Origin of the sequence: Bacillus sp. Marseille-P3661 (assembly GCF_900240995.1) — a bacterium.
Classification (GTDB): Bacteria; Bacillota; Bacilli; order Bacillales; family Bacillaceae_J; genus OESV01.
In genome coordinates, this window is the sequence record NZ_LT965953.1 from 265,931 (window position 1) to 287,079 (window position 21,149).

Consider the following 21,149-nt stretch of genomic DNA (forward strand, 5'->3'; position numbering starts at 1 on the left):
TTATTTGGCTTTATTAAATATTTGATAATTTAGCGATCTCTTTATACATAAGTGATCGCTTTTGCACTTAATATTATGTGGGTTTACCTTCACTTCCCCCATACCACCGTATGTGCAAATTCGTATACAGCGGTTTTAAATTATGTCATTCGTAGAATTTCTATATTGCAGTTAAACTTTCAACCCTTGGTAACGCCAAAATGCGTTTGCCAAGGGTTTTGTTTTGGCTATTCCCATATTCTTTTCAGTACTTTCCCTAGAGGAGTACCATCATTTGATGATTCAGCATGAACAGCAACCTGTGATTAACTCAGGGGTTCGGATATCTACTTGTTTATTTGATTCGATGGTTTCAATAAATTTTTCGATTGTTGAGGTTAAGAATGTATCTTTTCTTCTAATAAATACTGTTTTAATCTTACTGTATTGCTCTGGAAGTTCATGACATTGAATTAGTCCGTTTTTTTTCAATTGATCAACTGACGACCTTGGAACAAATGTAACACCGAGCCCCATCACAACACTACGCAAGATCGTTTCTAATGTACCGAATTCCATTACCTTTTGAGGTATGATGTCTTGGTCTTTATACCATTGTGCTAAGCGTGCTCGGTATCCACAACCTTTGCTAAAACATAATACGGGTACCTCTTTTACCTCTTCTAGGGAGGTAATGTGCATATCGGAAATTAAAACAAGTTCCTCTTGAAACACTTCATGCGCTACAAGATCGGGATGAATATCCGATTCTGTAACAAAAGCTCCATCCGGCTTATGATTTAATACATCTTTTTCTAATGTTTCTGTTACACCAGTAAAAATTGATAAATCGACATCTTTATATTTCTTAATATAGCTAGACAAAATTTGGGGTAAATGAATGACGGTTTCTACTGTGCCAATTTCTAATTTTCCAGATGGCTCACTATTAGTTTGAACTGCTTTTTTCATTTCTTCAGTTAATTGTAATATTTTATTACTATAAGTTAATAGTTTTTTTCCTTCTGGTGTCAAACTCATACCACGTCGATGTCGATTAAATAAAGGAGTTTTCATTTCAGCTTCTAACTTATGAATTCTAGATGTAAGATTCGATTGTACATAATTCAACTCTTTTGCCGCTTCTGTGATGGTTCCTTTTTCCGCCACCATCTGAAAGATCTCTAGGTCCTTAAATTCCAACTAGTATTCTCCCCTTTTATATTCTCATACCTTCATGGTATCACAAAAAGTGATAGCAAAGTATTAATATTATTCATTTTACGAGATGGTGAAATGAATAGATAATTGATATATGTGTTTGTGATGGCGAGAAAGTGAGTTTCATGGATGTTTTTATTGAATTTCTTACGGGATTTGTGATGGTAATTTGTTGTTCCGGTATGATCACTAATCTTCAGTATAGTATCGTTTTATGTATTCTTGAGAACTGTTTCGCTAAGAAAGAACCTGCCATATTTGTATGAAGGAGGCGGAAATATGGACGACCTATATATGGCTTTTATTCTATATATCATGAGTATTGTTTTAGGCAGTTTGATCAGTTATAAATATGGTTCCTACATGATCAGAAAAACAGGATTATTTCTTTCTCAAACATTTATTGCTGTGGCCATTATCATAGTCATTGACGTAATAGCAATAATAGGCTGGGCTTACGTATCTTGGAGCACTAACGAATTTATATTGGTGAATGGGATAGTTTTAGGCTTTGGTTTACTTGTCATAAGTGAAGTGCTTATGATTACAATTCTACTTATTAAGCGAAAAGAAATGATCCAAATATATAATGATAGCGCTAAGTAAGCTTTTCCTTTTCCGCGCCAGTCTGAAAAGGGATTAATCCTTCTATATAATATTATTTTCCCATTAACATACTACCTGGTATCTCTAAAAATGATAGTAAACCATTATTATTATTCATTTTACGAGATACCCAAAAGCATAGATAATGAATATGTCAATTAAGTGAAGGAGGTAGAGTGCATTTGAGAAATAACGTAATAGTAGGAGCTATTTTATGTTTTATTGCTGCAGCATCATGGGGAGCGATGTTTCCTGTAGCACATTCGGCTTTCAATCATATAGATCCTTTCTATTTTACAATCATTCGATATGTATCTGTTACGATCATTTTAGTAGCGATTTTATTATGGAAAGAAGGAAAGCAAGCTTTTCGATTTGAAGGTAGAGGCCTTCACTTATGGTTTTTCGGTACAATGGCCTTTACAGTTTATAATCTATTTATCTTTTGGGGTGAGGATTTATTAGGTGAACCAGGAGTGATGGTCGCATCCATTATGGAATCATTAATGCCTATGATTTCTATTGTGATTGGATGGATGATTTTTAAAAAAAGCACTCATTTTTTCACATTAATTTGTGTGCTTGTGTCATTTATCGGTGCGATGTTAGTTATCACTAAAGGTGATATTAAAGCATTTCTTGGGGCGACAGATCATTTAATTCCTTCTATGCTCATATTTATTGCAGTAATTGGATGGGTTATTTACACGATGGGTGGTAGTGAGTTTAGAGATTGGTCAGCTCTACGGTATTCTACGTTAAGTTGTTTACTTGGCACATTTACGGCACTTGTTATTGTAATTGGGGCAACACTATTTGGGTACATATCTATTCCGTCATCAGAAGACCTTATAGCAACAAGCCCACATTTACTGTTTATGATTGTGTTCCCTGGCGTTATTGCGTTGCTTGGTTGGAACATCGGTGTCAGTATTTTATCACCATTAAATGGGCTGTTGTTTATCAACTTTGTTCCAGTGACAACACTCTTAGTTTCGATTTTTCAAGGTTATCATGTAACGATCTTTGACCTTCTTGGCACTGTCTTAATTATTTTTTCATTATTGTCTAATAATATTTTTGTAAGGGTGCAAAAGCAACAGTCAAAGCAGTATGTTTGGGACAGAGGGACAGGCACCGTGGAACAGAATTAAAACTGGATCTAGTTAATAAAGTAACGTCCCATCCCATCGTCACCACCAATACATAATTGGTGGTTTTTTAATTTTGAAATCAAAGGAAAGTTTTCCAATTTGGATGGTTAAATCTTTATCAATATTAATAGTTGATGATAAATAGATAAGACATTTAAAATGCATAAGCCTTTAACTGGAAATGAACTTGCAGTTGTTCTTTCGAGAGTATTGAGGGAAAATATATAAGGGCTATTGAAGTCGGGAGATTTTGTTTTAATGGTAGTGAGGTATTGGAAGAGGTGATCATGTGAATTGGTATGATTGGATTTTGCCAACAAATATGTTAGGTGGAATGATGTTTGGGACGATTATTTCTGTTATATATGCTTATTTAATTAAACGAGAAACGAATAGTTGGTTTAAAGCGAANAACTTGCAGTTGTTCTTTCGAGAGTATTGAGGGAAAATATATAAGGGCTATTGAAGTCGGGAGATTTTGTTTTAATGGTAGTGAGGTATTGGAAGAGGTGATCATGTGAATTGGTATGATTGGATTTTGCCAACAAATATGTTAGGTGGAATGATGTTTGGGACGATTATTTCTGTTATATATGCTTATTTAATTAAACGAGAAACGAATAGTTGGTTTAAAGCGAATATGTCTTTTGTAGCAGGAATTATTATGAGTCTTATACTAGTCTGGATTTTAAAGATATTGGAATGGATTTAAATCACAGAAAGTTTGTCATTGTAAATATCAATTATAATGAAATAGCTCTCATTTGGGAGCTTTTTTTGTATAGGAAAAATGCCGGACACCACCGTCTAAGGATGTAGGAAGAGGAAGAGAACAACCAGACTAGCTGACCGGACGCCTGTCGGCAGGCATATGGCTCAGCGAAATGAGAATATGTCGACTACTCTCGCAGAAGCTTAAGTGCCGTTATTTCAGGACGTCACCTTATGTGGTAAACACAAGTGAATAAGCATAAAAATGTCACCATTACATCTTTGTGCTTTAAATTTCATGTGACAAACTTATGCTCTAATCTATCATTTAAGTTCTGATATTGCTTAATTTTTATAAAGATTATCCTTGATTAGGTGGTTATTCCATCTGATCTTTTTACTTTAATAAAAGAAAGAGGTTGTTTTCCATTCTTCTTGTCTTCTGATAATTCCACATTTATTAATGGTGCTGCTTACACTTCTGTTAGAAGAATACAAAGTAAAGGAAATGACGTTTATAATATTGATCTATGAAGTCTTTGCGACCTCCGTAGTAAACATATCAATCTATTTCTTACTACAAAAAATAATGCTATATATATTAGAATGCTTTAATTCCTCTACTTGTTTTCGTTCTTTTGTCCTCGTTGTAGCACGTATGTTATTTACTGTTATTTCTGCCTGTTACGAACGGGTTAAGAAGATCTGCGCGTTTTTTTATTAGTAACTTACAAAATACATTACATCTACTTCATTCACAACTCCTATCTTCATCCTTCAACTCCATTAGTGTATTCGCCAAATTTAAAGCAAGTAAGACAAGTGTTGAGACGATCAGATTATTTTCACATATCATGACAATAAGTTAAAAATAATAGTTTAACAGGAATTAAACTTGAAAGGAAGAGATGCAGTTGGCACAAAATTCTGATGAAAAAATGATAGTGGATGAGATAAAGAAAATTATAGTAACGAAGCCTGATATTGAAGGAATGATTGTTCATAATCCTACAGACTTGCGGATTATCAGTCAAGAAGAAAAGCGTGTTGTCATTAGTATTGATAATATACGTTGTGCTGTATTTTTTGAAAAGGAGGAAAAAGCTGAAAAGGAATTTCAAGCTCTACAAATGGGAGCAAAACGTGGAATTACTCCAGTTGTTTATGGAAGAAGAGGGACTTATGTAGTGATGAGTACTATTAATGCACCTACTTTAGCTAAATATTTAGAAAACAATAAAGTAACGAAAGAGTTAACGAAAAAATTGCTAAGTCTACTCGATGATTTTAAAGCAATCGGTTTTACCCGTCTTGATCAAAGTCCTGACTATATTTATTTAATGTCTAATGGCAGTTTAAAAGTGGTAAACCTCCACCGCCATAATAAATTACCGGAAAAACAATTTCCACAGCGGATGATCAGGGGTATGGGCAAACAAGTTACAGAATTTCTAAACTACGTAAAAGAATTAGATAGTTCTCTGTATGATAATTGGACGAAGAATCCTAAGTTTGCTGCAACAGTAGAGAAGGCAAAACTAGCAGAAAATTAACTAAGGGGAGTTGTTAACCTTCATGAAAGTAGCGATGATTAGTTGGGAATACCCACCACAATTTTCAGGGGGGTTGGGTATCCACTGTCAAGCCATTGTCAAGGAATTAACAGGCATCGGAGTTGATATAGATTTTTATCTTCCTCAGTTTTTGGAACAAAAATTTACTATTCCTGAGAAGATGACATTGCAGCATGTGCAGATGAAGCAAGCGTTCTCCCATTATTCTTACTCAGGGAATATAATATGGGATTCTGTAATGGAATTCCAAAAACAACTTGAAGAAACTTTTAACCCGGAAGGTATTGATATTATCCATGCACATGATTGGATGGGTGTATATGCAGCATCGGGAATTGCTCAAAAATGCAATATTCCTTTAATCTGGACTGTACATTCTACGGAATTTGACCGTGCTGCAGGAAAACCGCTAAATCCAATCATTTTTTCAATTGAACAAGAAGCTGTTCGTACTGCACAACATACGATAGCTGTCTCGAAAAGGACAAAACAAATTTTGGTAGATAATTATAGAGCAAATCCAGATCAAATAACGACAATTTACAATGGCATAGATGTCACCGCGTTTGAACAAATGAGGTCTAGAGATTATCAAACAATCGACGGATATGTGTTATTTCTAGGAAGATTAACTGGACAAAAAGCTCCGGATGATTTTTTGGAGGCAGCTAATCTTGTTCTTTCAGAACGGGATGATATTCGCTTTATGTTTGCGGGAGATGGTGACTTACTAAATAAACTGCGACTTAAAGCACGCCGCCAAAAAATCCATGACCGTGTGGAATTTAAGGGCAATGTCACTGGTCAGGATTTGCTTGAATGTTATAAAAATGCTGTTATATTTGCTCTGCCGGCAAAATCAGAACCTTTTGGAATAACTGTTCTGGAAGCTATGGCATCAGGAATTCCTACTATTATCTCGACCACAACAGGTGTGGGCGAAATTGTCAAAAATGTTTTAGTTATTGAGCCGGGTAAGCCAAGGGAATTAGCAAAGGCAATTATTAAAATTCTGGACAACCCAACACTGAGACAAACTCTGGGGCAAAAGGGCGCTGAAGAAGCAGAAACATGGTCTTGGAGAAAGGCAGCGGATGAGACTCGGCAATTGTATTTAGAACTTTTACAAACAAAGTAATATGCTTTTGAATTTTTTAAAGAAAGGAGTATATAGAATCATGAGAGAAAAAACACAGCTTCCATCAACAGATGCGATTATTTCAGCTTATGAAAATTGTTATGGGAATAGTCGGAAAGTGCTACAGGTTAAGGTTATTTCTACTGTACCTAAAATTCGTAAAATGATCGTCGAATATCTTGTAACCTATCATAATCAAGACGGGAAGTTAAGAGACGAATATTTGATTGGAAAAGTATATTCTGATCAAGAAAAAGGACTCGCCAGTTTTCAGTTTTTGCAATATTTGTGGAACAATGGGTTTAGTTCAGACCTACAATATACAATTGTTCGTCCGATTGCTTATTTACAGCAATGGAGAATGATGATTATGTCTAAATCGCCAGGGAAAACGTTTGACGATTGGATCCATGCTCCCAATGCGGATAACATGCAATTAGCTGTTCTTATATCAAACTGGCTGACGAGTATGCATGCGATACCTTTGACAGAGGTCCGGAAAACAACAAGAACAAGAGCCAATGCTGATGTAGAACGATTTTACAAAGAACTGGCAGAACTTTTGCCGGGGGAAAAGGCAAAATTAAAATCTATGTTTGATGATTTTGTTCAAAAATCACCTAAACTAAAAACAGAAGAAGAAGTTTTGCTGCATGGGGATTTTCATACAAAAAATGTGTTTATGCACGAGCAGAAAATCATTGCCATTGATTTTGATCACCACTTTGTCGGTGACCCAGCATGGGATGTAGCTTATTTAACATGTCAGATTCAAGTAAGCAGCTTTTTCAAAAAAGGAGATTTTGACTATTTTCAGCCAATGATTGAGAAATTCGTAAATACCTATCTTGATCAACACCTATCCTACAACCGGAATTCATTTCTTGAGCGAATTTCTGTATACGGCGCTCTCTCTTTATTTGAAAGTTTGCACTATGAACTATGTGTACTCAAAACGGGGAAATTAAGTATAGTAGACCCTTTTCTTACTAAGTGCGGCCTTTATTTGCAAGGGAGAGGTTTGCAATGAGCGGCAAATCTGTTCCCATCGCTATCGTTCATCATGCCAATCAATATTTAATTACGAACGGTTATGAAAATCGCCCAGGCATAGAGCAAATAATTGGTCCTCCCGACGCTTCTGCTGGGTTACGTGCAGTATTTGAACTTCACTCTCAATATAACATCCCCTTTCACCTTCATATAAGCGGAACATTCATTGAAGCCTGTGCCTGGTATGATCCGCTCTTTCTTGAAGAAATTGCAGAATTAAGAAAATCCGGGTTAGTAGAAATCATTGGCTCCACCTACGCCCAGAATATTATGCCTTTGTTTGACAGCGAGCATAATCGTTATCAAGTGCAAGAAGAACTTTTCTTGATTGAAAAGTGGCTTGGTGCTGATACATCAAATGTAAAGGGATTTTGGGTTCCTGAACGGGTCTGGAATACTAAAAAACTAGCAGATGTTTTAACGGACAAAAGCTTAATTAACGGTGGGTTTCAGTATGTTATGGTGGATGACAGGTTAATACTAGATGATTCTTCACGTGAGAAGTTTGATCTTAATCCTCACTTTATTCCCGAATTATACGAAGCCCATCACATAGAAGGCTGCAAAGACTTAGTTGCACTTCCGCTTGCTCAGGAAATGCGCCTTGCTATTCCTTTTGAAACAAATAAACATGAACAAAGATTGAATGCATTACTATCACAACTGCAGCAAGAGATTGAAAATGGTCGAGATGTATTAGCCATCTATGGTGATGATATGGAGAAGGTTGCTGGAATACCTCCTTGGAACCCCTTAGCCACTCATCATTATCGCTGTTTTCTGGAATGGTTGATTGGGAAACAAGATGTTACACCGGTACTTCTTCAATCTTGGTTGAAAAGTCACACAATTCAAGCTGCCCGTTCAATCGCTACAGGTACTTACCGGGAACTGGCAATAGTGTTTGGTGCAGGTGAGGATTATTTGAATTGGACTGACTCACCGGCTTGGGCTCCTTTTCAGCAAACTTTGGTTGAAACATGGGAGAAACTAAAAAAATTCTCATCTACTGCTACTCAATATTCCCCATTACTCGAGCTGGCACGCAAACACTTTCTTGCCTGCACTTATGAAACAGCCTGGCACGATGCCCCAAACAGTATACACACCGACCAGGACAGCGATGTAAAAGTAGCACTGCCCGCCCCATGGGCCCGTGCAGTTGCAAGTCATGCACGTGCATCATCCTTATTGATCGAAGCAGCAAAATGGGAAGATGATCATGACAAATCCGGCTTTGTGCATGCCTTTATAGACGATATCGATCATGACGGCTATAAGGAAGTCGTATTACGAAACAATAGAATAACAGCAATCATTTCACCTCGCTTTGGCGGGCGCATTATCTACTTATTTTCTTATGACCAAAATGGCGGGAAACTTATGATTGGCAACCCGACGGATGACTGGAATTGGTTAGAGGAATTAAATGACTTTATGGATGTTCCTGTGAACCATCCCGGTGCCTTAGCCGATAATGGCTTTGAACATGATAATTATGAGATTAATTCCCTCTCGATAAAAGAAAATGAGGAAATTGAACTCATCCTTACGAACAAGCAATTGAACAGTGCTGCCTTTGGGCTGACGAAACATTTTATACTGAAAAAAGGACAAAGTGAACTTGCTATTAAATATGACCAAATTCCTCAAGTTATTTTACCTCTTTCACTTGATATAGGATTATCACCGGATTACCTGCGATTATTACATGAAGGCCGCGCCAATATTGTTCCATACCAGTATGAGGATAAGAGAGGATTTCAAAACGGAAACGTAATATCTTATTGTTCTCTAGTGTCAAAAAACTTAAATTGGAGGGTACCACGTAACCCTATTTTTGGGCATGGATTTTGCTTAGGGCTTACAACCACATCAAACTCGGCTGCATTTAATGTAGGGGTAACTTACTTACAATCACAATAAAAGGCTGTGATTGGGCATCAATCATTCTATTATGCAGGATTAAATGAAAAGGAGTGAAAAAAATGTATGAACAAAACATACAGCCTGTTCAATTAGTAGAATCTATTAAACAAGGATATTCTAAGCCACAGAATATTCTTTTCAGCAATGGTCGTCAATACGCAGTAAAGTTTAAAAATAATCCATCAGGAACGAGAATACTAGTTAACGAGTATATTGCCGGGAGATTAGGTCAAATACTATCACTGCCTATCGTTCCTTTTGAAGTTGTAAAGATCAATGATGATTTTATAAACGAACATCCGATTCTATTACAACGGAAGTTTACATCCGGCAGCCAGTTTGCTAGTTTATTTATTGATAACTGTATCCAACTTGAGCGGGATTCACAAAATGAAAATATAACAGTTAGCAATAAAAACCATCTTGCCAAAATAATTGTTTTTGACCTTTGGATAGGCAATACAGACCGAAAAGAGAACAATGTCCTCCTTGAACCAAATGGGCAAGGGGAGTATTTTCTCTATATGATTGATCATGGGCGTTGTTTTTCTAATGCAAAATGGACCGTTAAAACTCTTGAAAAAATGCCGAAGCTCGAAGTTACTCTCAACGTCCATAAGTGGTTTGCAGGTTTATTGCAAAGTGAAAACGAGATCCAGTCAGCGATTAAAGAAATCATGAATATACCTGAAGAGATCATAAGGGACGTCATCCAGTCAATTCCTGATGACTGGGATGTAACTGTTTCAGAAAGAGAAGCACTTGTTGCTCATCTAGTAAATGCGCAGCAACTATTACCCCAATTGCAAATACAACGACAAAATAAAGACACCAAAAAGAAAAAATCGAAAAAGGATAAATCCAAAAAGAAAAAATAAAAAAGACATAAAAAGAGGTGGTCCAAATTTACTTGGACTACCTTTTTTACCGTTTATGCCTTCCTATTCACTTTCATCATCAAATCTGCAAAACCAGTGTCTGTTTCCCATCTTTTGTACCATTTAGGACTAGTTTCTTTTACTAGTCGGATAAATTCATTTGCATTTACACCCATATCACTAATTAGCTTTTCTGCCAAATAGACAGGCTCCTTTTTAATCATGTGTACGACATCAATTATTTTCAATTTACTATTAGGTACGACATAAATATGCCGAGCCGAATGATCGAATCGGTTGTATCCTATTTGTTCAAAGATGTCTAATAGCTCAATAATTCTTGATACTAATTCCTTATTTAATGGATTCTTATCTAAATATTCGAAGAGCGTGGGGGAGGTCATATATTCCATTACTATAAAGTTATCACCTGAAAAATATACTTTAGGGGTAATACCAACTTTACCGCCGAGATTCAATGAATGTAGCTCCCGTACAAGATCTTCATTTCTACAGTAGATTTTCACACAGCGGTTTTCATCTATTTGAAAAACGGCTCCTTGATGACCTTTTCCTAATAATTTAAATCCGGTTGGATTAGTTACATCAACACTGCCGGAGGCTTTAGAGATGCTAATCTGATCTAGCTTATCGATAAATTTCTTTTCTAAGTTCAATGAAAAAAGCTCCTTTCTAAAAATCTGATTACTCTATAGAATATGCCGGCTGTAAAATGCTTGTGTAGACAACTCTCCTGCCTGTCTTAAATAACTTTTTCGGATAGGAAAAAAAAATGAGCCATATCTTTTCTAATGTTAATAATTAGATTTTGAACGGGGCTATAGTTGAACAACAGAGAGCTTCATTTTGGTGTTCTTAAGTTGTATAAAATGGGCCACGGGCCAGAGGGACACGGGCCAGAGGGACAGGCACCATGGAACAGAATTAAAACTGGGCCAGAGGGACAGGTACAGCGGAACAGAATTAAAACTGGGACAGAGGGACAGGTACCGCGGAACAGAATTAAAACTAGATCTAGTTAATAAAGTAACGTCCCATCCCATCGTCACCACCAATACATAATTGGTGGTTTATTATTTTTGAAATCAAAGCATAGTTTTCCAATTTGGAAGGTTAAATCTTTATCAATATTAATAGTTGATGATAAATAGATAAGACATTTAAAATAAGCCTGTAACTGGAGATCAACTTGCAGTTGTTCTTTCGAGAGTATTGAGGGAAAATATATAAGGGCTATTGAAGTCGGGAGATTTTGTTTTAATGGTAGTGAGGTATTGGAAGAGGTGATCATGTGAATTGGTATGATTGGATTTTGCCAACAAATATGTTAGGTGGAATAATGTTTGGTACGATTATTTCTGTTATATATGCTTATTTAATTAAACGAGAAACGAATAGTTGGTTTAAAGCGAATATGTCTTTTGTAGCAGGAATTATTATGAGTCTTATACTAGTATGGGTACTAAAGATATTGGAATGGATTTAAATCACAGAAAGTTTGTCATTTTCATAAGACAGTTTCTAACAATAGAAAAAAGCGATTTCTCTGAAACATGGAGGAATCGCTTTTTTCTTTTATTTTTATGAGACTATTGTAAAGAGTTTCTATTAAAAAACCAATCTATTTTCTTCATAAAATCTTCATACAGAGCTTGTATGGTTAGAAAAGACAGACATGGACGGAGGTGTATATATGGCAACATTGACTAAATTAATGTCTTTATCGGTAACAATCATCAGTTTAATCGCAGGCGTTCTTTCGTTTTATATAATGAGTGATTCACCGAAAGAACAGAAGAAGAGGCAAATAGAAGAAATAACATCACAGCTGATCAATTTTATTATTTTTGTTTGGATAAGCAAGGTAATCTTGAATATTTCAATATTTATTAGTGATCCTTTGGCTATATTAGCTTATCCAAGTGATTCAAGTGCCTTTTATCTAGCAATTTTAATAAGTGTTGTGTTCCTTTTTTATAAGTCAAAACGGGGCCAGCTGGATATGGTACTTTTCATTCAAGCTTTTATTCCAATCTTTTTGACAAGCTCGTTTTTATATGAATTCCTAAAATTTATTTTAGACGACAATGCTTTAGCGGTTGGAAGGATGGTATTACTGGCTATCCTACTTGTTTTATCCCTTTTTCAACCAGGAATCATGGTCATGCTAGTTAGTTGGACAGTGGGAATGTTCATTTTAGTCATCCTTCAGCCGTATGTGACAGTATTTGGTTATATAATGGCACCTTGGTTTTTAGCAGTCTTTTTTGTAGCAGCATTAGCTATTCATTTAGTAAATCAAAGAAAGAGGGATTGTGATGTCGGGTATTGATGCAAATACTTTTTTGCTAGTCGGGATGTTGTTGGCGATAGGAGCAGGCGCTTTATCGTTTCTATCACCTTGCGTGCTTCCAATCTTTCCGGCTTATTTATCTTATATTACGGGAATCAGTGTAAAAGAGCTTCAGGGTAGTCAATCACCGCAAATTCGTGGTAAGCTACTCAGCCATTCGATTGTATTTTTGCTGGGTGTTTCCCTTGTGTTTATTAGTTTAGGAGCTGGTGCATCCTTTTTTGGAAGGTGGATTCAATCACTATTAATTGGTGAATCAGGCTTATTTATTCAGCGGATGGCAGGTATTTTTTTAATTTTTATGGGGCTGTTTATCGGCGGTTGGATTAATAGTACAACATTAATGAAGGAACAGCGTATTCATTTTTCAAAAAGACCGACGGGGTATGTAGGTACCTTTTTTGTAGGGCTTGGCTTTGCTGCTGGCTGGACACCTTGTATCGGTCCTATCTTTGGATCGATTTTAATAGTAGCAGCCACCAACCCAGGTCAAGGTATTTTATATACAGTCATGTACGTGATCGGCTTTTCTCAGCCGTTTTTAATTTTAACATTTTTCCTTAGTTCTACGAGGGTTATTGTTCGCCATACGCAAGTAATTGTAAAAACAGGCGGCATGATTATGATAATCATGGGTCTCGTTTTATTTTTTGGTCAAATGCCTAGAATTACTGAATTTCTTCTAAGGTTAATTCAAGATACGTGGTTATCAAAATTAGGATAGTAGGAGGTACTTTTAATGAAAAAAATAATTTTTATTGTTATTATTTTGGGGATGTTTAGTTGGGCCGTTTTAGATCTAGTTAATTCCAATGAGGAGTCTGCAAATCAAGAGGATACCACAGGGACTGAGGTAGTAAAGGAGTCCGATACGATTGGACTTGAAAGAGGTCAGATCGCACCTGACTTTGAATTGAAAACTTTAGAAGGAGAAACGGTACGTTTATCTGATTATCGTGGCACTCGTGTTTTCGTTAATTTTTGGGCAACATGGTGTCCGCCGTGTAGAGCAGAAATGCCGGATATGGAAAAGGTATACAAAGAGATGGATAATGTAGAGATATTAGCTGTAAATTTAACGGATTCTGAACAAAACGAGGAGGTTGTGGAGGAGTTCGTAGCGGACTTCGGCCTTACCTTTCCGATCTTAATGGATCGAAACTCAGAAGTAGCGAGTATGTACCGAGTTCAAGCTTATCCAACTTCCTATATGATTGATTCGAATGGGCGAATCCAATTTATAGCGATCGGTGCGATGAACCATGATTTAATGGTTCAAGAAATTGAAAAAATGAAATAAGGTTGCATTTTTTGTACACTAGGGCTTGAGGTGATCCACTTGAAACAAACCATTTTAGTGGTAGAAGATGATAAAATGATTCGCAATCTTGTTCGTATTTATTTAGAAAAATCAGGGTACGATGTTGTCGTGGCAAGCGACGGAGAAGAGGCAAAGCAAGTGTTTTTAACGTATCATCCATGTCTTATTATTCTTGATTTGATGCTCCCCAAACTAAGTGGGGAAGAGTTTTGTATGTGGGTCAGAGAGCAAGAACGAAATGAAGTATCTATTATTATGTTGTCTGCGAAAGCAAGGGTTGAGGATAAGATTACTGGACTAAAAATGGGTGCTGATGATTATCTAACAAAACCGTTTGATCCTGAGGAGTTAATTGCCCATGTTGAAGCTGTATTACGGAGAACCGGCCAGTTTTGTCAAAAAGTCACATACAGGGGCTTATGTATTAAACCCAGAAAAGGTGAAGTTTTGTTGTATGATAAACCCTTGCATTTGACAAAGCATGAATTTAATCTTCTTTATCATTTTATGGAACATCCAAATGTTGTTTTATCTAGAGAAGATTTACTACGTCAGTTATATCCTTATGATGATAAATTTGTTTTAGACCGTACGATTGATGCTCATATTAAAAAGCTACGAGAAAAAATCGAGGAGCAGCCGTCATCGCCAAAACGGATTATTACTGTTCGCGGAATGGGGTATAAATTTGTCAATGAGTAAATTTATTAAATCATGGCTGCCTAATCAGTTTTTGTGGCGGCTAACGTTTGTTAACATATTTGTCATTGCTTTATTTATCGTGCTTAGCAGTTGGGCCATTTATAACACGGCCTGTATGTTAGTGGATGGTATGGGAGCGATGAATGTACAAACACAAAAACAGTTTAATGGAACGTTATTTCAGTATTTATGGATCTTCAGTATACTGGCCATCCTCATCGGAAGTGTGATTCATTTTTATATAACAAGAAAGCTAATTCAGCCTTTAAAGGTGCTAATTGAATCAGCAAAAGATATGAAACAAGGGCGTTACCCCGATCCAATTGAATTGAATTCGGAGGGGGAGATGGGTTTGTTCATTCGTCACTTCAATGAATTGGTGTTACAGCTGAAAAATAATCAGCAACATCGACAAAAGCTTGTATCAGACTTATCACATGAATTCAGGACTCCTTTGTCTAATTTAAATGGGTATCTAAATGCTTTGAAAGACGGTGTGATTGTAGGTGATTCATCATTATACGAGTCACTTTATGAAGAATCTAAACGCCTTACCCATATGATTGAACAACTTGAACTTCTAAAAGAGTGGGATTATTTAACCACACAAACTTTTACTGCAAAAGGGGAAGAAGATATAAAGTTTATTGTGTTGCAAACAGTTGAGATGTTCCGCTGGGAAATGACGAAAAAAGGGATTTCTGTAGATCTTCAAGTTGATTCTGGACATATGAACGTGAATGGTGATGGGATTTCTCAAGTTATTAGCAATTTAGTCCATAATGCGATCCGTTACTATGAAGGATCTGACTCTATTCGAATTGTTGGAAAAAAAGCAGATTCAGACTATTGGCTTGGAGTCAGTGGTCCAGGACAAATGATACCAGCAGCAGACCGGGATCGTATCTTTGACCGCTTTTATCGTGTCGATCCTTCGAGAACTCGAGATACGGGTGGTACTGGTTTAGGCCTGGCTATTTCAAAAGAAATCATTGAACATCATCAAGGTAAAATCGGTTTGAAATCGGAAGGCAATTATTATACGTTTTGGTTTAGTCTGCCTATCCAGTGAGCGATCAAAAATAATCTAAATCTATCACAACATTGAATTTACAAAAAAGGGGCTGTTTAAGAATTAAGCAGCTCTTTTTTTATTAACGTTTGCATTCATATCATTAATATCAAGCTCTTAAATTTAAGGCTGTATTTAACTTATCTTGTTTATTCCCCTGCAATTAACATGAGATAAAAAATAATAATTGGCCATAGCACAACTTAATTATAAAAATAGTTAAATCTTCATCAAACTTTAACAAAACTCCTCAATAATAGAAATAAACCTATTTCAATTACTACGCATAAGGAAGTGATATTTCATGAATCAATCGGTTTCTAAAATTTTTTTATTTACATTAACAGCCTGTCCTACCGGAAGGAATATGGGAACTGTCCTAAGGGAAATTGCGCAAACACATCCATCGATTGAACTTCAGACTATTTACATAGAAATTGATGTACAGACAACCAACCGATATAAAATAAAAACAAACCCAACAGTTTTGTTCTTAAATGTTAATGAAAAAGAATTATACCGTCTTGAGGGCTTTCGTGAGACAGCAGAAATCAACCATATTATTAATGAATTAAGTGAAAATAGGCTTGTTTCATCAGACGAAATCGAGGGAAATCGAGCAACGATCGAGAATTACACGATCTATTTGTTCAGAAATGGAGTACCTACTTCGGTAGACATTCAATATAAAAATGAAACATCTATAAAAGCTCCGCGCATTACGGTGCTTAACATTTTACTAAGTACCAGTATCGAAGGTTATCAAAATCCTTTCCCAGTTAAATCGAAACTAGAATCGATCGGGTTTGATGGGGCATTAGCAAAAATAACGATTAAAACGCAAAAGCCATGTAGTTCTGTAGATGTTGCAAGCATGGAAATACTGTTACTTAAAACGTTAGCGACATTTGGAATTAAAGATGTGGCATTGTTGTTCTCTGAAGATAAATAACCTCTTTTAATCATGTATATATATTTTACACTTGCTAGCTTTTGAATTTAAGTAAGCTAAGGTTAATATATGGAAAAGGTAATACATGTTTATTTATTTAATCGAGCAAACTTGTTAAGAGATACTAGATTAAAAAGTTGACTATTATAATGATAATAAATTAGTAATTTATCTTACTATTGGTAAACCTAATATACCCTAATGCGTATATTGATAATTGGAGGTAGAAAATGGCCGGACATCGATTTAATCCAGAGAAAGCAGAAAAGTTATTAGATCCAAAACGACAGGAACGTATACATCCCAACCAAGTAATTGAAGCTCTAGAGCTAAAAGAATCAGACACTATTTTAGATTTAGGTGCTGGAAATGGCTACTATACAATCCCGCTTGCTAACAGCACGAAAGAGAAAGTAATTGCTGTTGATATTGAGAGGAAAATGTTGGATTTGCTGCAGGAACGAGCAGCGCAACTACAGGTTAAAAATATCACTTATGTTGAAAGTAATTTAGAGGAAATTCAACTTGATGATAATAGTGCCGAAAAGGGTCTTGTAGCTTTCGTGACTCACGAAATCCCAGATCTTGATAAGGCACTGAGTGAATTCAGAAGGCTTATCAAACCCGGTGGGAAATTAGTAGTATTGGATTGGGAAGCCATCGAAATGGAGCAGGGGCCCCCATTAAATGAGAGGATTTCTTCAGATACGATGCTCAAAATTCTCGAAGATAATGGATTTGAAAGGCAATTAAGTTTTTCGGAAAAAGGCGTTTATTTGATTGTTGTTCAATTCTAAATGTGGAGGTATTTATAATGTTTGATTTTGATTACACGATAATGACAAGTAAGTCTATCGATGAAGCGGTACAAAGTATTGAGGAAAATTTAAAAGAAGAAAAATTCGGTGTTCTTTGGCAATTTGATGTGAAAGATAAGCTTCAGGAAAAAGGAGTGGACTTTAACCAACCATTTAAAATTCTAGAAGTTTGTAATCCACATGAAGCGGGACGTGTTCTCGCTCAAAATAAGATGGTAGGATATTTTTTGCCTTGTAAGATAGTTGTGTTTGAAGATGAGGGTTCGACAAAAATTGGTATGCCTAAGCCTACAGCACTTATCACAATGGTTAAGGATGAAAAGCTTAAAGAGATCGCCGAAGATATTGAAAAGCGCTTAGTCGCGTGTATTGATAAGTGTAAATAGGAGGGTAGACATTTTAAAAACATAATTTTTGTACATACGGATGCATTAAAAAGTACCTTCCCTAATTAAATAGCATAGGATATTTCTATAAATTAGTGAAGGGATTGTGTAAAATGTACTATGCACCTTATCCACATCTATATCCATATTACGTGAATATTCCGACGAATCATTATGGAGTACAACCTATTTATTGGACTGTTCCTAATCCTGATGGAATCAATCATGATAACCGTTTTGGTATGATGCCTTCGTTAAAGAAGGATAAAGGTACTATTAATTTAAAAGATTATGGTGGAGAACCTTATGTGGTGAATATTAATAAGGCTACTAAGCAAAACACAACATTTCGGACTGCCTTATGGACAGGAAGTCACTTACAGGTTACCTTGATGAGTATTGGTGTTGGTGAAGATATTGGGTTAGAAGTCCATCCTGATGTTGACCAATTCTTGCGTATTGAAGAAGGGCAAGGGATGGTTCAGATGGGGGATACTAAAGATAATTTATATTTTAAGAAAAGAGTGCAGGATGATTACGCAATAATGGTACCAGCTGGTAAATGGCATAATTTAATTAATACTGGTAGTAAACCGCTTAAACTTTACACCATTTATGCTCCACCGGAACATCCATTTGGAACAATTCATCAAACGAAAACTGATGCAATCGCTGCTGAAAAAGAGTCAATGTAAAAACAAATGGAAAAGAAGTGCATAATGAAAAAGCTCTCATTTGGGAGCTTTTTTATTTAGGAAATTTATACTAGCGTTCTATTAATTAAAAATTTATTTGCCAAGTCTATGGGTAAGATAGGCATAAAATTGGTTCGTATATCAGCTAATAGCAGCCTTTTACTCAACATAACAGATGTTTATTATTAGTAATAGGACAAAACTTAAGGTTTTGAAAAATTCAAACAATTTGTTGACAAACAATTTTAACCTGATGTATAATCCATTTATCAGTTGTCGGACAACAGATAACATACTTCACTAATGAGACGGTAAGAGTATGTTTGGAATTGCGGATGCTTTTAGGTTTAAACTATTGCCAATCAAAACAAACAATGTTGATTATTTAGGGTTTCAAGATTGATTTTGAAAAAGTAATTTAGTACAAAATCAAGTTCATCCTAAAGTTGTGACAAAAGAGTGAAAATTCTAAAAAAATATTGACAATAGGCGATAACCTAAAGTATACTAACCATACAACGGATGTCAGACAACGGATAACATATAAGATATAAAAATATAAACATAAAGAGGAGAGGTTTTATAATGGTAAATAAACTTAGAGGAATTATTCCACCAGCGGTAACAACATTTAATAGTGATGAGACAATTAATGAGGAGCTTTTCAGAGAACATTTAGAATGGTTGCTGCAAAGCAATATCGCTGGTATTAGTATTGGCGGAAGTACGGGGGAAGGTCATGCGCTAACTGCAGAAGAAACACGCCGCCTAATTCAAATTGGTAAAGAAGTAATTGATGGCCGAGTACCGATCATCGCAGGTATCATTCGTGATTCTACGAAAGAAGTTATTGAATATGCACACGCAGCGAAAGATGCTGGTGCGGATTACTTAATGATTACACCAATTCATTACTTTAGACCTGATGATGAAGCACATGTTGCTTTCTACAGTGCAATTAGCGATGCTGTGGATTTACCAATTATCATTTATAACGTAGTTGCAACGGCTGTTATTACACCAGAGTGTATGGCAAGACTTGCTGAAATTAAGAATGTAGTAGGTATTAAGCAAAGTGGCGGCGATATTCATGCTTTAAATAAAATGGTGTTAACACTGCCTAAAGAGCAAACAGTTTGGAGTGCGGTTGATGCATTATTATATCCAACTTATGCGCTTGGAGCTGAAGGAGCAATCGCAGCATTATTAACAGTACTTCCAGAGCTGTGCGTGGAACAATGGGAAGCATGTGAAAGAGGAGATTATGAAAGAGCGAAAGAAATCCACTATCAAATGCTGCCTGTATGGCTTGAAATGGATAAAACAAATATGCCTGCTAGAACAAAAGAATGCTTAAGACAACGAGGATTTAACGTAGGAGTACCACGTGGACCATTAAATGTACTTAGCGATGCTGATAGAGAAGCAATTCGTCAAGCATTAGTAAGTGCACAAGTTATTAAGGATGAAGTGTTAAATTAATTTTTCACAGAGGGGGATTTGTAGGAATCCCCCTCTAAACAAAAATAGATGTTTTTTAACCTTATTAAAAATGAAAGGGAGCTCCGTATAAATGAAAAAATTCATCAATGAGCCTATGAATTTTGTAAAAGAGTCGCTGGAAGGAATCGTCTTAGCTCACTCAGATCAAGTGAAATTTGCTAAAGAAGATCGCAATGGAATCCTTCGTGCTGATGCCCCTGTAGCAGGAAAAGTTGCAATAGCTACTGGCGGTGGTGCGGGACATTTACCGGTTTTTTTAGGTTATGTAGGTAAAGGGTTGGCTGACGGCGCATCTGTCGGTAATGTTTTTACATCGCCAAGTGCGGACGCTATGGTAAATGTTGCAAAGGAAATACATAGCGGAAATGGAGTATTATTTTTGTACGGTAATTATTTTGGAGATAAAATGAATTTTGATTTAGCTGCTGAAATGCTTGAGGACGATGAGGACATTCGTGTTGAAACGGTACGTGTTTCTGATGATGTTGCATCAGCTCCGCGAGAAGATTGGACAAAACGCCGAGGTGTTGCGGGAATCTTTTTTGCTTATAAAATTGCAGGAGCTTGCGCAGAAAAGTTGTTGCCGCTTGAAAAGGTTAAAGCGGTGGCGGAAAAAGCTGTAGAGAATATCGCGACAATGGGAGTAGCTATCTCATCTTGCACAATTCCTTCATCTGGTAAGCCAACCTTTGAGATTGGTGAAGATGAAATGGAAGTCGGCATGGGCATTCATGGCGAGCCTGGTATTAGAAGAGCCAAGTTAACAACAGCCAATGAAATTGTAAATGAGCTTGTTCCGTATCTGCTTGAAGATTTGCAAATTAAAGCGGGAGACAACATTGCCATTCTTGTAAACGGTTCCGGTACAACGCCGCTAGAGGAATTATATATTGTTAATCGTGAGGTACATCACTTATTAGCAGAAAAGAATATTAACATCTATAAAACATATGTCGGTGAGTATGCAACATCTCTGGATATGGGTGGATTTTCGTTATCTTTTCTCAAATTAGATAATGAATTAAAAGAGTATTTAGATGCCCCGGCTGAATCCCCGTTTATATAAGTATGGGAGGATAATAA

General features: G+C 36.2%; 22 protein-coding genes. 20 read left to right on the forward strand and 2 right to left on the reverse strand.

Features of this window, described 5'->3' with window-relative positions:
• Positions 1 to 282: 282 nt before the first annotated feature.
• Complete coding sequence (locus tag C1724_RS01185) at positions 283 to 1,182, reverse strand: LysR family transcriptional regulator (RefSeq protein WP_102344929.1); 900 nt, start codon at positions 1,180 to 1,182, stop codon at positions 283 to 285.
• Positions 1,183 to 1,479: 297 nt separating this feature from the next.
• On the opposite strand from C1724_RS01185, the gene C1724_RS01190 reads away from it, so the two are divergent.
• The 8 genes from C1724_RS01190 to C1724_RS01225 all read left to right on the forward strand — a co-directional run bounded on the left by C1724_RS01190 (position 1,480) and on the right by C1724_RS01225 (position 10,243).
• Positions 1,480 to 1,806, forward strand: coding sequence for a hypothetical protein (locus C1724_RS01190; RefSeq protein WP_102344930.1), 327 nt, complete (start codon positions 1,480 to 1,482; stop codon positions 1,804 to 1,806).
• Between the two features lie 182 nt (positions 1,807 to 1,988).
• A complete protein-coding gene (locus C1724_RS01195; protein WP_102344931.1) occupies positions 1,989 to 2,960 on the forward strand; it encodes a DMT family transporter in 972 nt (323 codons plus the stop codon).
• Positions 2,961 to 3,477: 517 nt separating this feature from the next.
• The gene (locus C1724_RS01200; protein WP_102344932.1) at positions 3,478 to 3,672 is read left to right on the forward strand and encodes a hypothetical protein; all 195 of its coding nucleotides are present in this window, start codon (positions 3,478 to 3,480) and stop codon (positions 3,670 to 3,672) included.
• Positions 3,673 to 4,585: 913 nt separating this feature from the next.
• Complete coding sequence (locus tag C1724_RS01205; RefSeq protein WP_102344933.1) at positions 4,586 to 5,224, forward strand: hypothetical protein; 639 nt, start codon at positions 4,586 to 4,588, stop codon at positions 5,222 to 5,224.
• A 22-nt stretch (positions 5,225 to 5,246) separates the two neighbouring features.
• Positions 5,247 to 6,383 (forward strand): glycosyltransferase family 4 protein, encoded by a 1,137-nt coding sequence (locus tag C1724_RS01210; RefSeq protein WP_102344934.1) that lies wholly within the window; start codon positions 5,247 to 5,249, stop codon positions 6,381 to 6,383.
• A gap of 40 nt (positions 6,384 to 6,423) precedes the next feature.
• A complete protein-coding gene (locus tag C1724_RS01215; RefSeq protein WP_180994083.1) occupies positions 6,424 to 7,413 on the forward strand; it encodes an aminoglycoside phosphotransferase family protein in 990 nt (329 codons plus the stop codon).
• Positions 7,410 to 9,362, forward strand: a complete 1,953-nt coding sequence (locus tag C1724_RS01220; protein WP_102344936.1) for a DUF1926 domain-containing protein — start codon at positions 7,410 to 7,412, stop codon at positions 9,360 to 9,362. The genes C1724_RS01215 and C1724_RS01220 overlap by 4 nt, the downstream gene beginning before the upstream one ends.
• A gap of 62 nt (positions 9,363 to 9,424) precedes the next feature.
• A complete protein-coding gene (locus C1724_RS01225) occupies positions 9,425 to 10,243 on the forward strand; it encodes a HipA family kinase (RefSeq protein WP_102344937.1) in 819 nt (272 codons plus the stop codon).
• 53 nt (positions 10,244 to 10,296) lie between these two features.
• Here the strand turns inward: C1724_RS01225 and C1724_RS01230 are convergent, their stop codons facing one another.
• Entirely contained in the window at positions 10,297 to 10,920 is a 624-nt protein-coding gene (locus C1724_RS01230) for a hypothetical protein (protein ID WP_102344938.1), read from the reverse strand.
• Between the two features lie 635 nt (positions 10,921 to 11,555).
• Here C1724_RS01230 and C1724_RS01235 point away from each other — a divergent pair.
• From C1724_RS01235 to C1724_RS01290, 12 genes are all read left to right on the forward strand, one after another.
• Positions 11,556 to 11,750: a hypothetical protein gene (locus tag C1724_RS01235; protein ID WP_102344939.1), complete on the forward strand. Its 195-nt coding sequence runs from the start codon at positions 11,556 to 11,558 to the stop codon at positions 11,748 to 11,750.
• 207 nt (positions 11,751 to 11,957) lie between these two features.
• Positions 11,958 to 12,596, forward strand: a complete 639-nt coding sequence (locus tag C1724_RS01240; RefSeq protein ID WP_102344940.1) for a hypothetical protein — start codon at positions 11,958 to 11,960, stop codon at positions 12,594 to 12,596.
• Positions 12,583 to 13,341 (forward strand): cytochrome c biogenesis CcdA family protein, encoded by a 759-nt coding sequence (locus C1724_RS01245; RefSeq protein WP_102344941.1) that lies wholly within the window; start codon positions 12,583 to 12,585, stop codon positions 13,339 to 13,341. Before C1724_RS01240 ends, C1724_RS01245 begins: the two co-directional genes overlap by 14 nt.
• Before the next feature lie 15 nt (positions 13,342 to 13,356).
• Complete coding sequence (locus C1724_RS01250; RefSeq protein ID WP_102344942.1) at positions 13,357 to 13,917, forward strand: TlpA family protein disulfide reductase; 561 nt, start codon at positions 13,357 to 13,359, stop codon at positions 13,915 to 13,917.
• Positions 13,918 to 13,956: 39 nt separating this feature from the next.
• Positions 13,957 to 14,640 (forward strand): response regulator transcription factor, encoded by a 684-nt coding sequence (locus C1724_RS01255; RefSeq protein WP_102344943.1) that lies wholly within the window; start codon positions 13,957 to 13,959, stop codon positions 14,638 to 14,640.
• On the forward strand, positions 14,633 to 15,712 hold the full coding sequence (locus C1724_RS01260) for a sensor histidine kinase (protein ID WP_102344944.1): 1,080 nt from the start codon (positions 14,633 to 14,635) through the stop codon (positions 15,710 to 15,712). The genes C1724_RS01255 and C1724_RS01260 overlap by 8 nt, the downstream gene beginning before the upstream one ends.
• A gap of 304 nt (positions 15,713 to 16,016) precedes the next feature.
• Complete coding sequence (locus C1724_RS01265) at positions 16,017 to 16,664, forward strand: thioredoxin family protein (protein ID WP_102344945.1); 648 nt, start codon at positions 16,017 to 16,019, stop codon at positions 16,662 to 16,664.
• A 230-nt stretch (positions 16,665 to 16,894) separates the two neighbouring features.
• Entirely contained in the window at positions 16,895 to 17,461 is a 567-nt protein-coding gene (locus C1724_RS01270) for a class I SAM-dependent methyltransferase (protein WP_102344946.1), read from the forward strand.
• Between the two features lie 17 nt (positions 17,462 to 17,478).
• A complete protein-coding gene (locus tag C1724_RS01275) occupies positions 17,479 to 17,868 on the forward strand; it encodes a DUF302 domain-containing protein (protein WP_102344947.1) in 390 nt (129 codons plus the stop codon).
• A 113-nt stretch (positions 17,869 to 17,981) separates the two neighbouring features.
• Positions 17,982 to 18,563 carry a cupin domain-containing protein gene (locus C1724_RS01280; protein ID WP_102344948.1) on the forward strand — a complete coding sequence of 194 codons (582 nt, stop codon included), beginning with the start codon at positions 17,982 to 17,984 and terminating at the stop codon, positions 18,561 to 18,563.
• 585 nt (positions 18,564 to 19,148) lie between these two features.
• Positions 19,149 to 20,045, forward strand: coding sequence for a dihydrodipicolinate synthase family protein (locus tag C1724_RS01285; RefSeq protein ID WP_102344949.1), 897 nt, complete (start codon positions 19,149 to 19,151; stop codon positions 20,043 to 20,045).
• 91 nt (positions 20,046 to 20,136) lie between these two features.
• A complete protein-coding gene (locus C1724_RS01290) occupies positions 20,137 to 21,132 on the forward strand; it encodes a dihydroxyacetone kinase subunit DhaK (protein WP_102344950.1) in 996 nt (331 codons plus the stop codon).
• The last annotated feature ends 17 nt before the right edge of the window (positions 21,133 to 21,149 follow it).

Coding starts and splice junctions, on each gene's coding strand:
- C1724_RS01210 (WP_102344934.1), top strand. CDS start 5,247: ATGAAAGTAGCGATGATTAGTTGGGAATACCCACCACAATTTTCAGGG.
- C1724_RS01220 (WP_102344936.1), top strand. CDS start 7,410: ATGAGCGGCAAATCTGTTCCCATCGCTATCGTTCATCATGCCAATCAA.
- C1724_RS01285 (WP_102344949.1), top strand. CDS start 19,149: ATGGTAAATAAACTTAGAGGAATTATTCCACCAGCGGTAACAACATTT.
- C1724_RS01280 (WP_102344948.1), top strand. CDS start 17,982: ATGTACTATGCACCTTATCCACATCTATATCCATATTACGTGAATATT.
- C1724_RS01245 (WP_102344941.1), top strand. CDS start 12,583: ATGTCGGGTATTGATGCAAATACTTTTTTGCTAGTCGGGATGTTGTTG.
- C1724_RS01260 (WP_102344944.1), top strand. CDS start 14,633: ATGAGTAAATTTATTAAATCATGGCTGCCTAATCAGTTTTTGTGGCGG.
- C1724_RS01250 (WP_102344942.1), top strand. CDS start 13,357: ATGAAAAAAATAATTTTTATTGTTATTATTTTGGGGATGTTTAGTTGG.
- C1724_RS01225 (WP_102344937.1), top strand. CDS start 9,425: ATGTATGAACAAAACATACAGCCTGTTCAATTAGTAGAATCTATTAAA.
- C1724_RS01275 (WP_102344947.1), top strand. CDS start 17,479: ATGTTTGATTTTGATTACACGATAATGACAAGTAAGTCTATCGATGAA.
- C1724_RS01215 (WP_180994083.1), top strand. CDS start 6,424: ATGAGAGAAAAAACACAGCTTCCATCAACAGATGCGATTATTTCAGCT.
- C1724_RS01270 (WP_102344946.1), top strand. CDS start 16,895: ATGGCCGGACATCGATTTAATCCAGAGAAAGCAGAAAAGTTATTAGAT.
- C1724_RS01190 (WP_102344930.1), top strand. CDS start 1,480: ATGGACGACCTATATATGGCTTTTATTCTATATATCATGAGTATTGTT.
- C1724_RS01240 (WP_102344940.1), top strand. CDS start 11,958: ATGGCAACATTGACTAAATTAATGTCTTTATCGGTAACAATCATCAGT.
- C1724_RS01290 (WP_102344950.1), top strand. CDS start 20,137: ATGAAAAAATTCATCAATGAGCCTATGAATTTTGTAAAAGAGTCGCTG.
- C1724_RS01265 (WP_102344945.1), top strand. CDS start 16,017: ATGAATCAATCGGTTTCTAAAATTTTTTTATTTACATTAACAGCCTGT.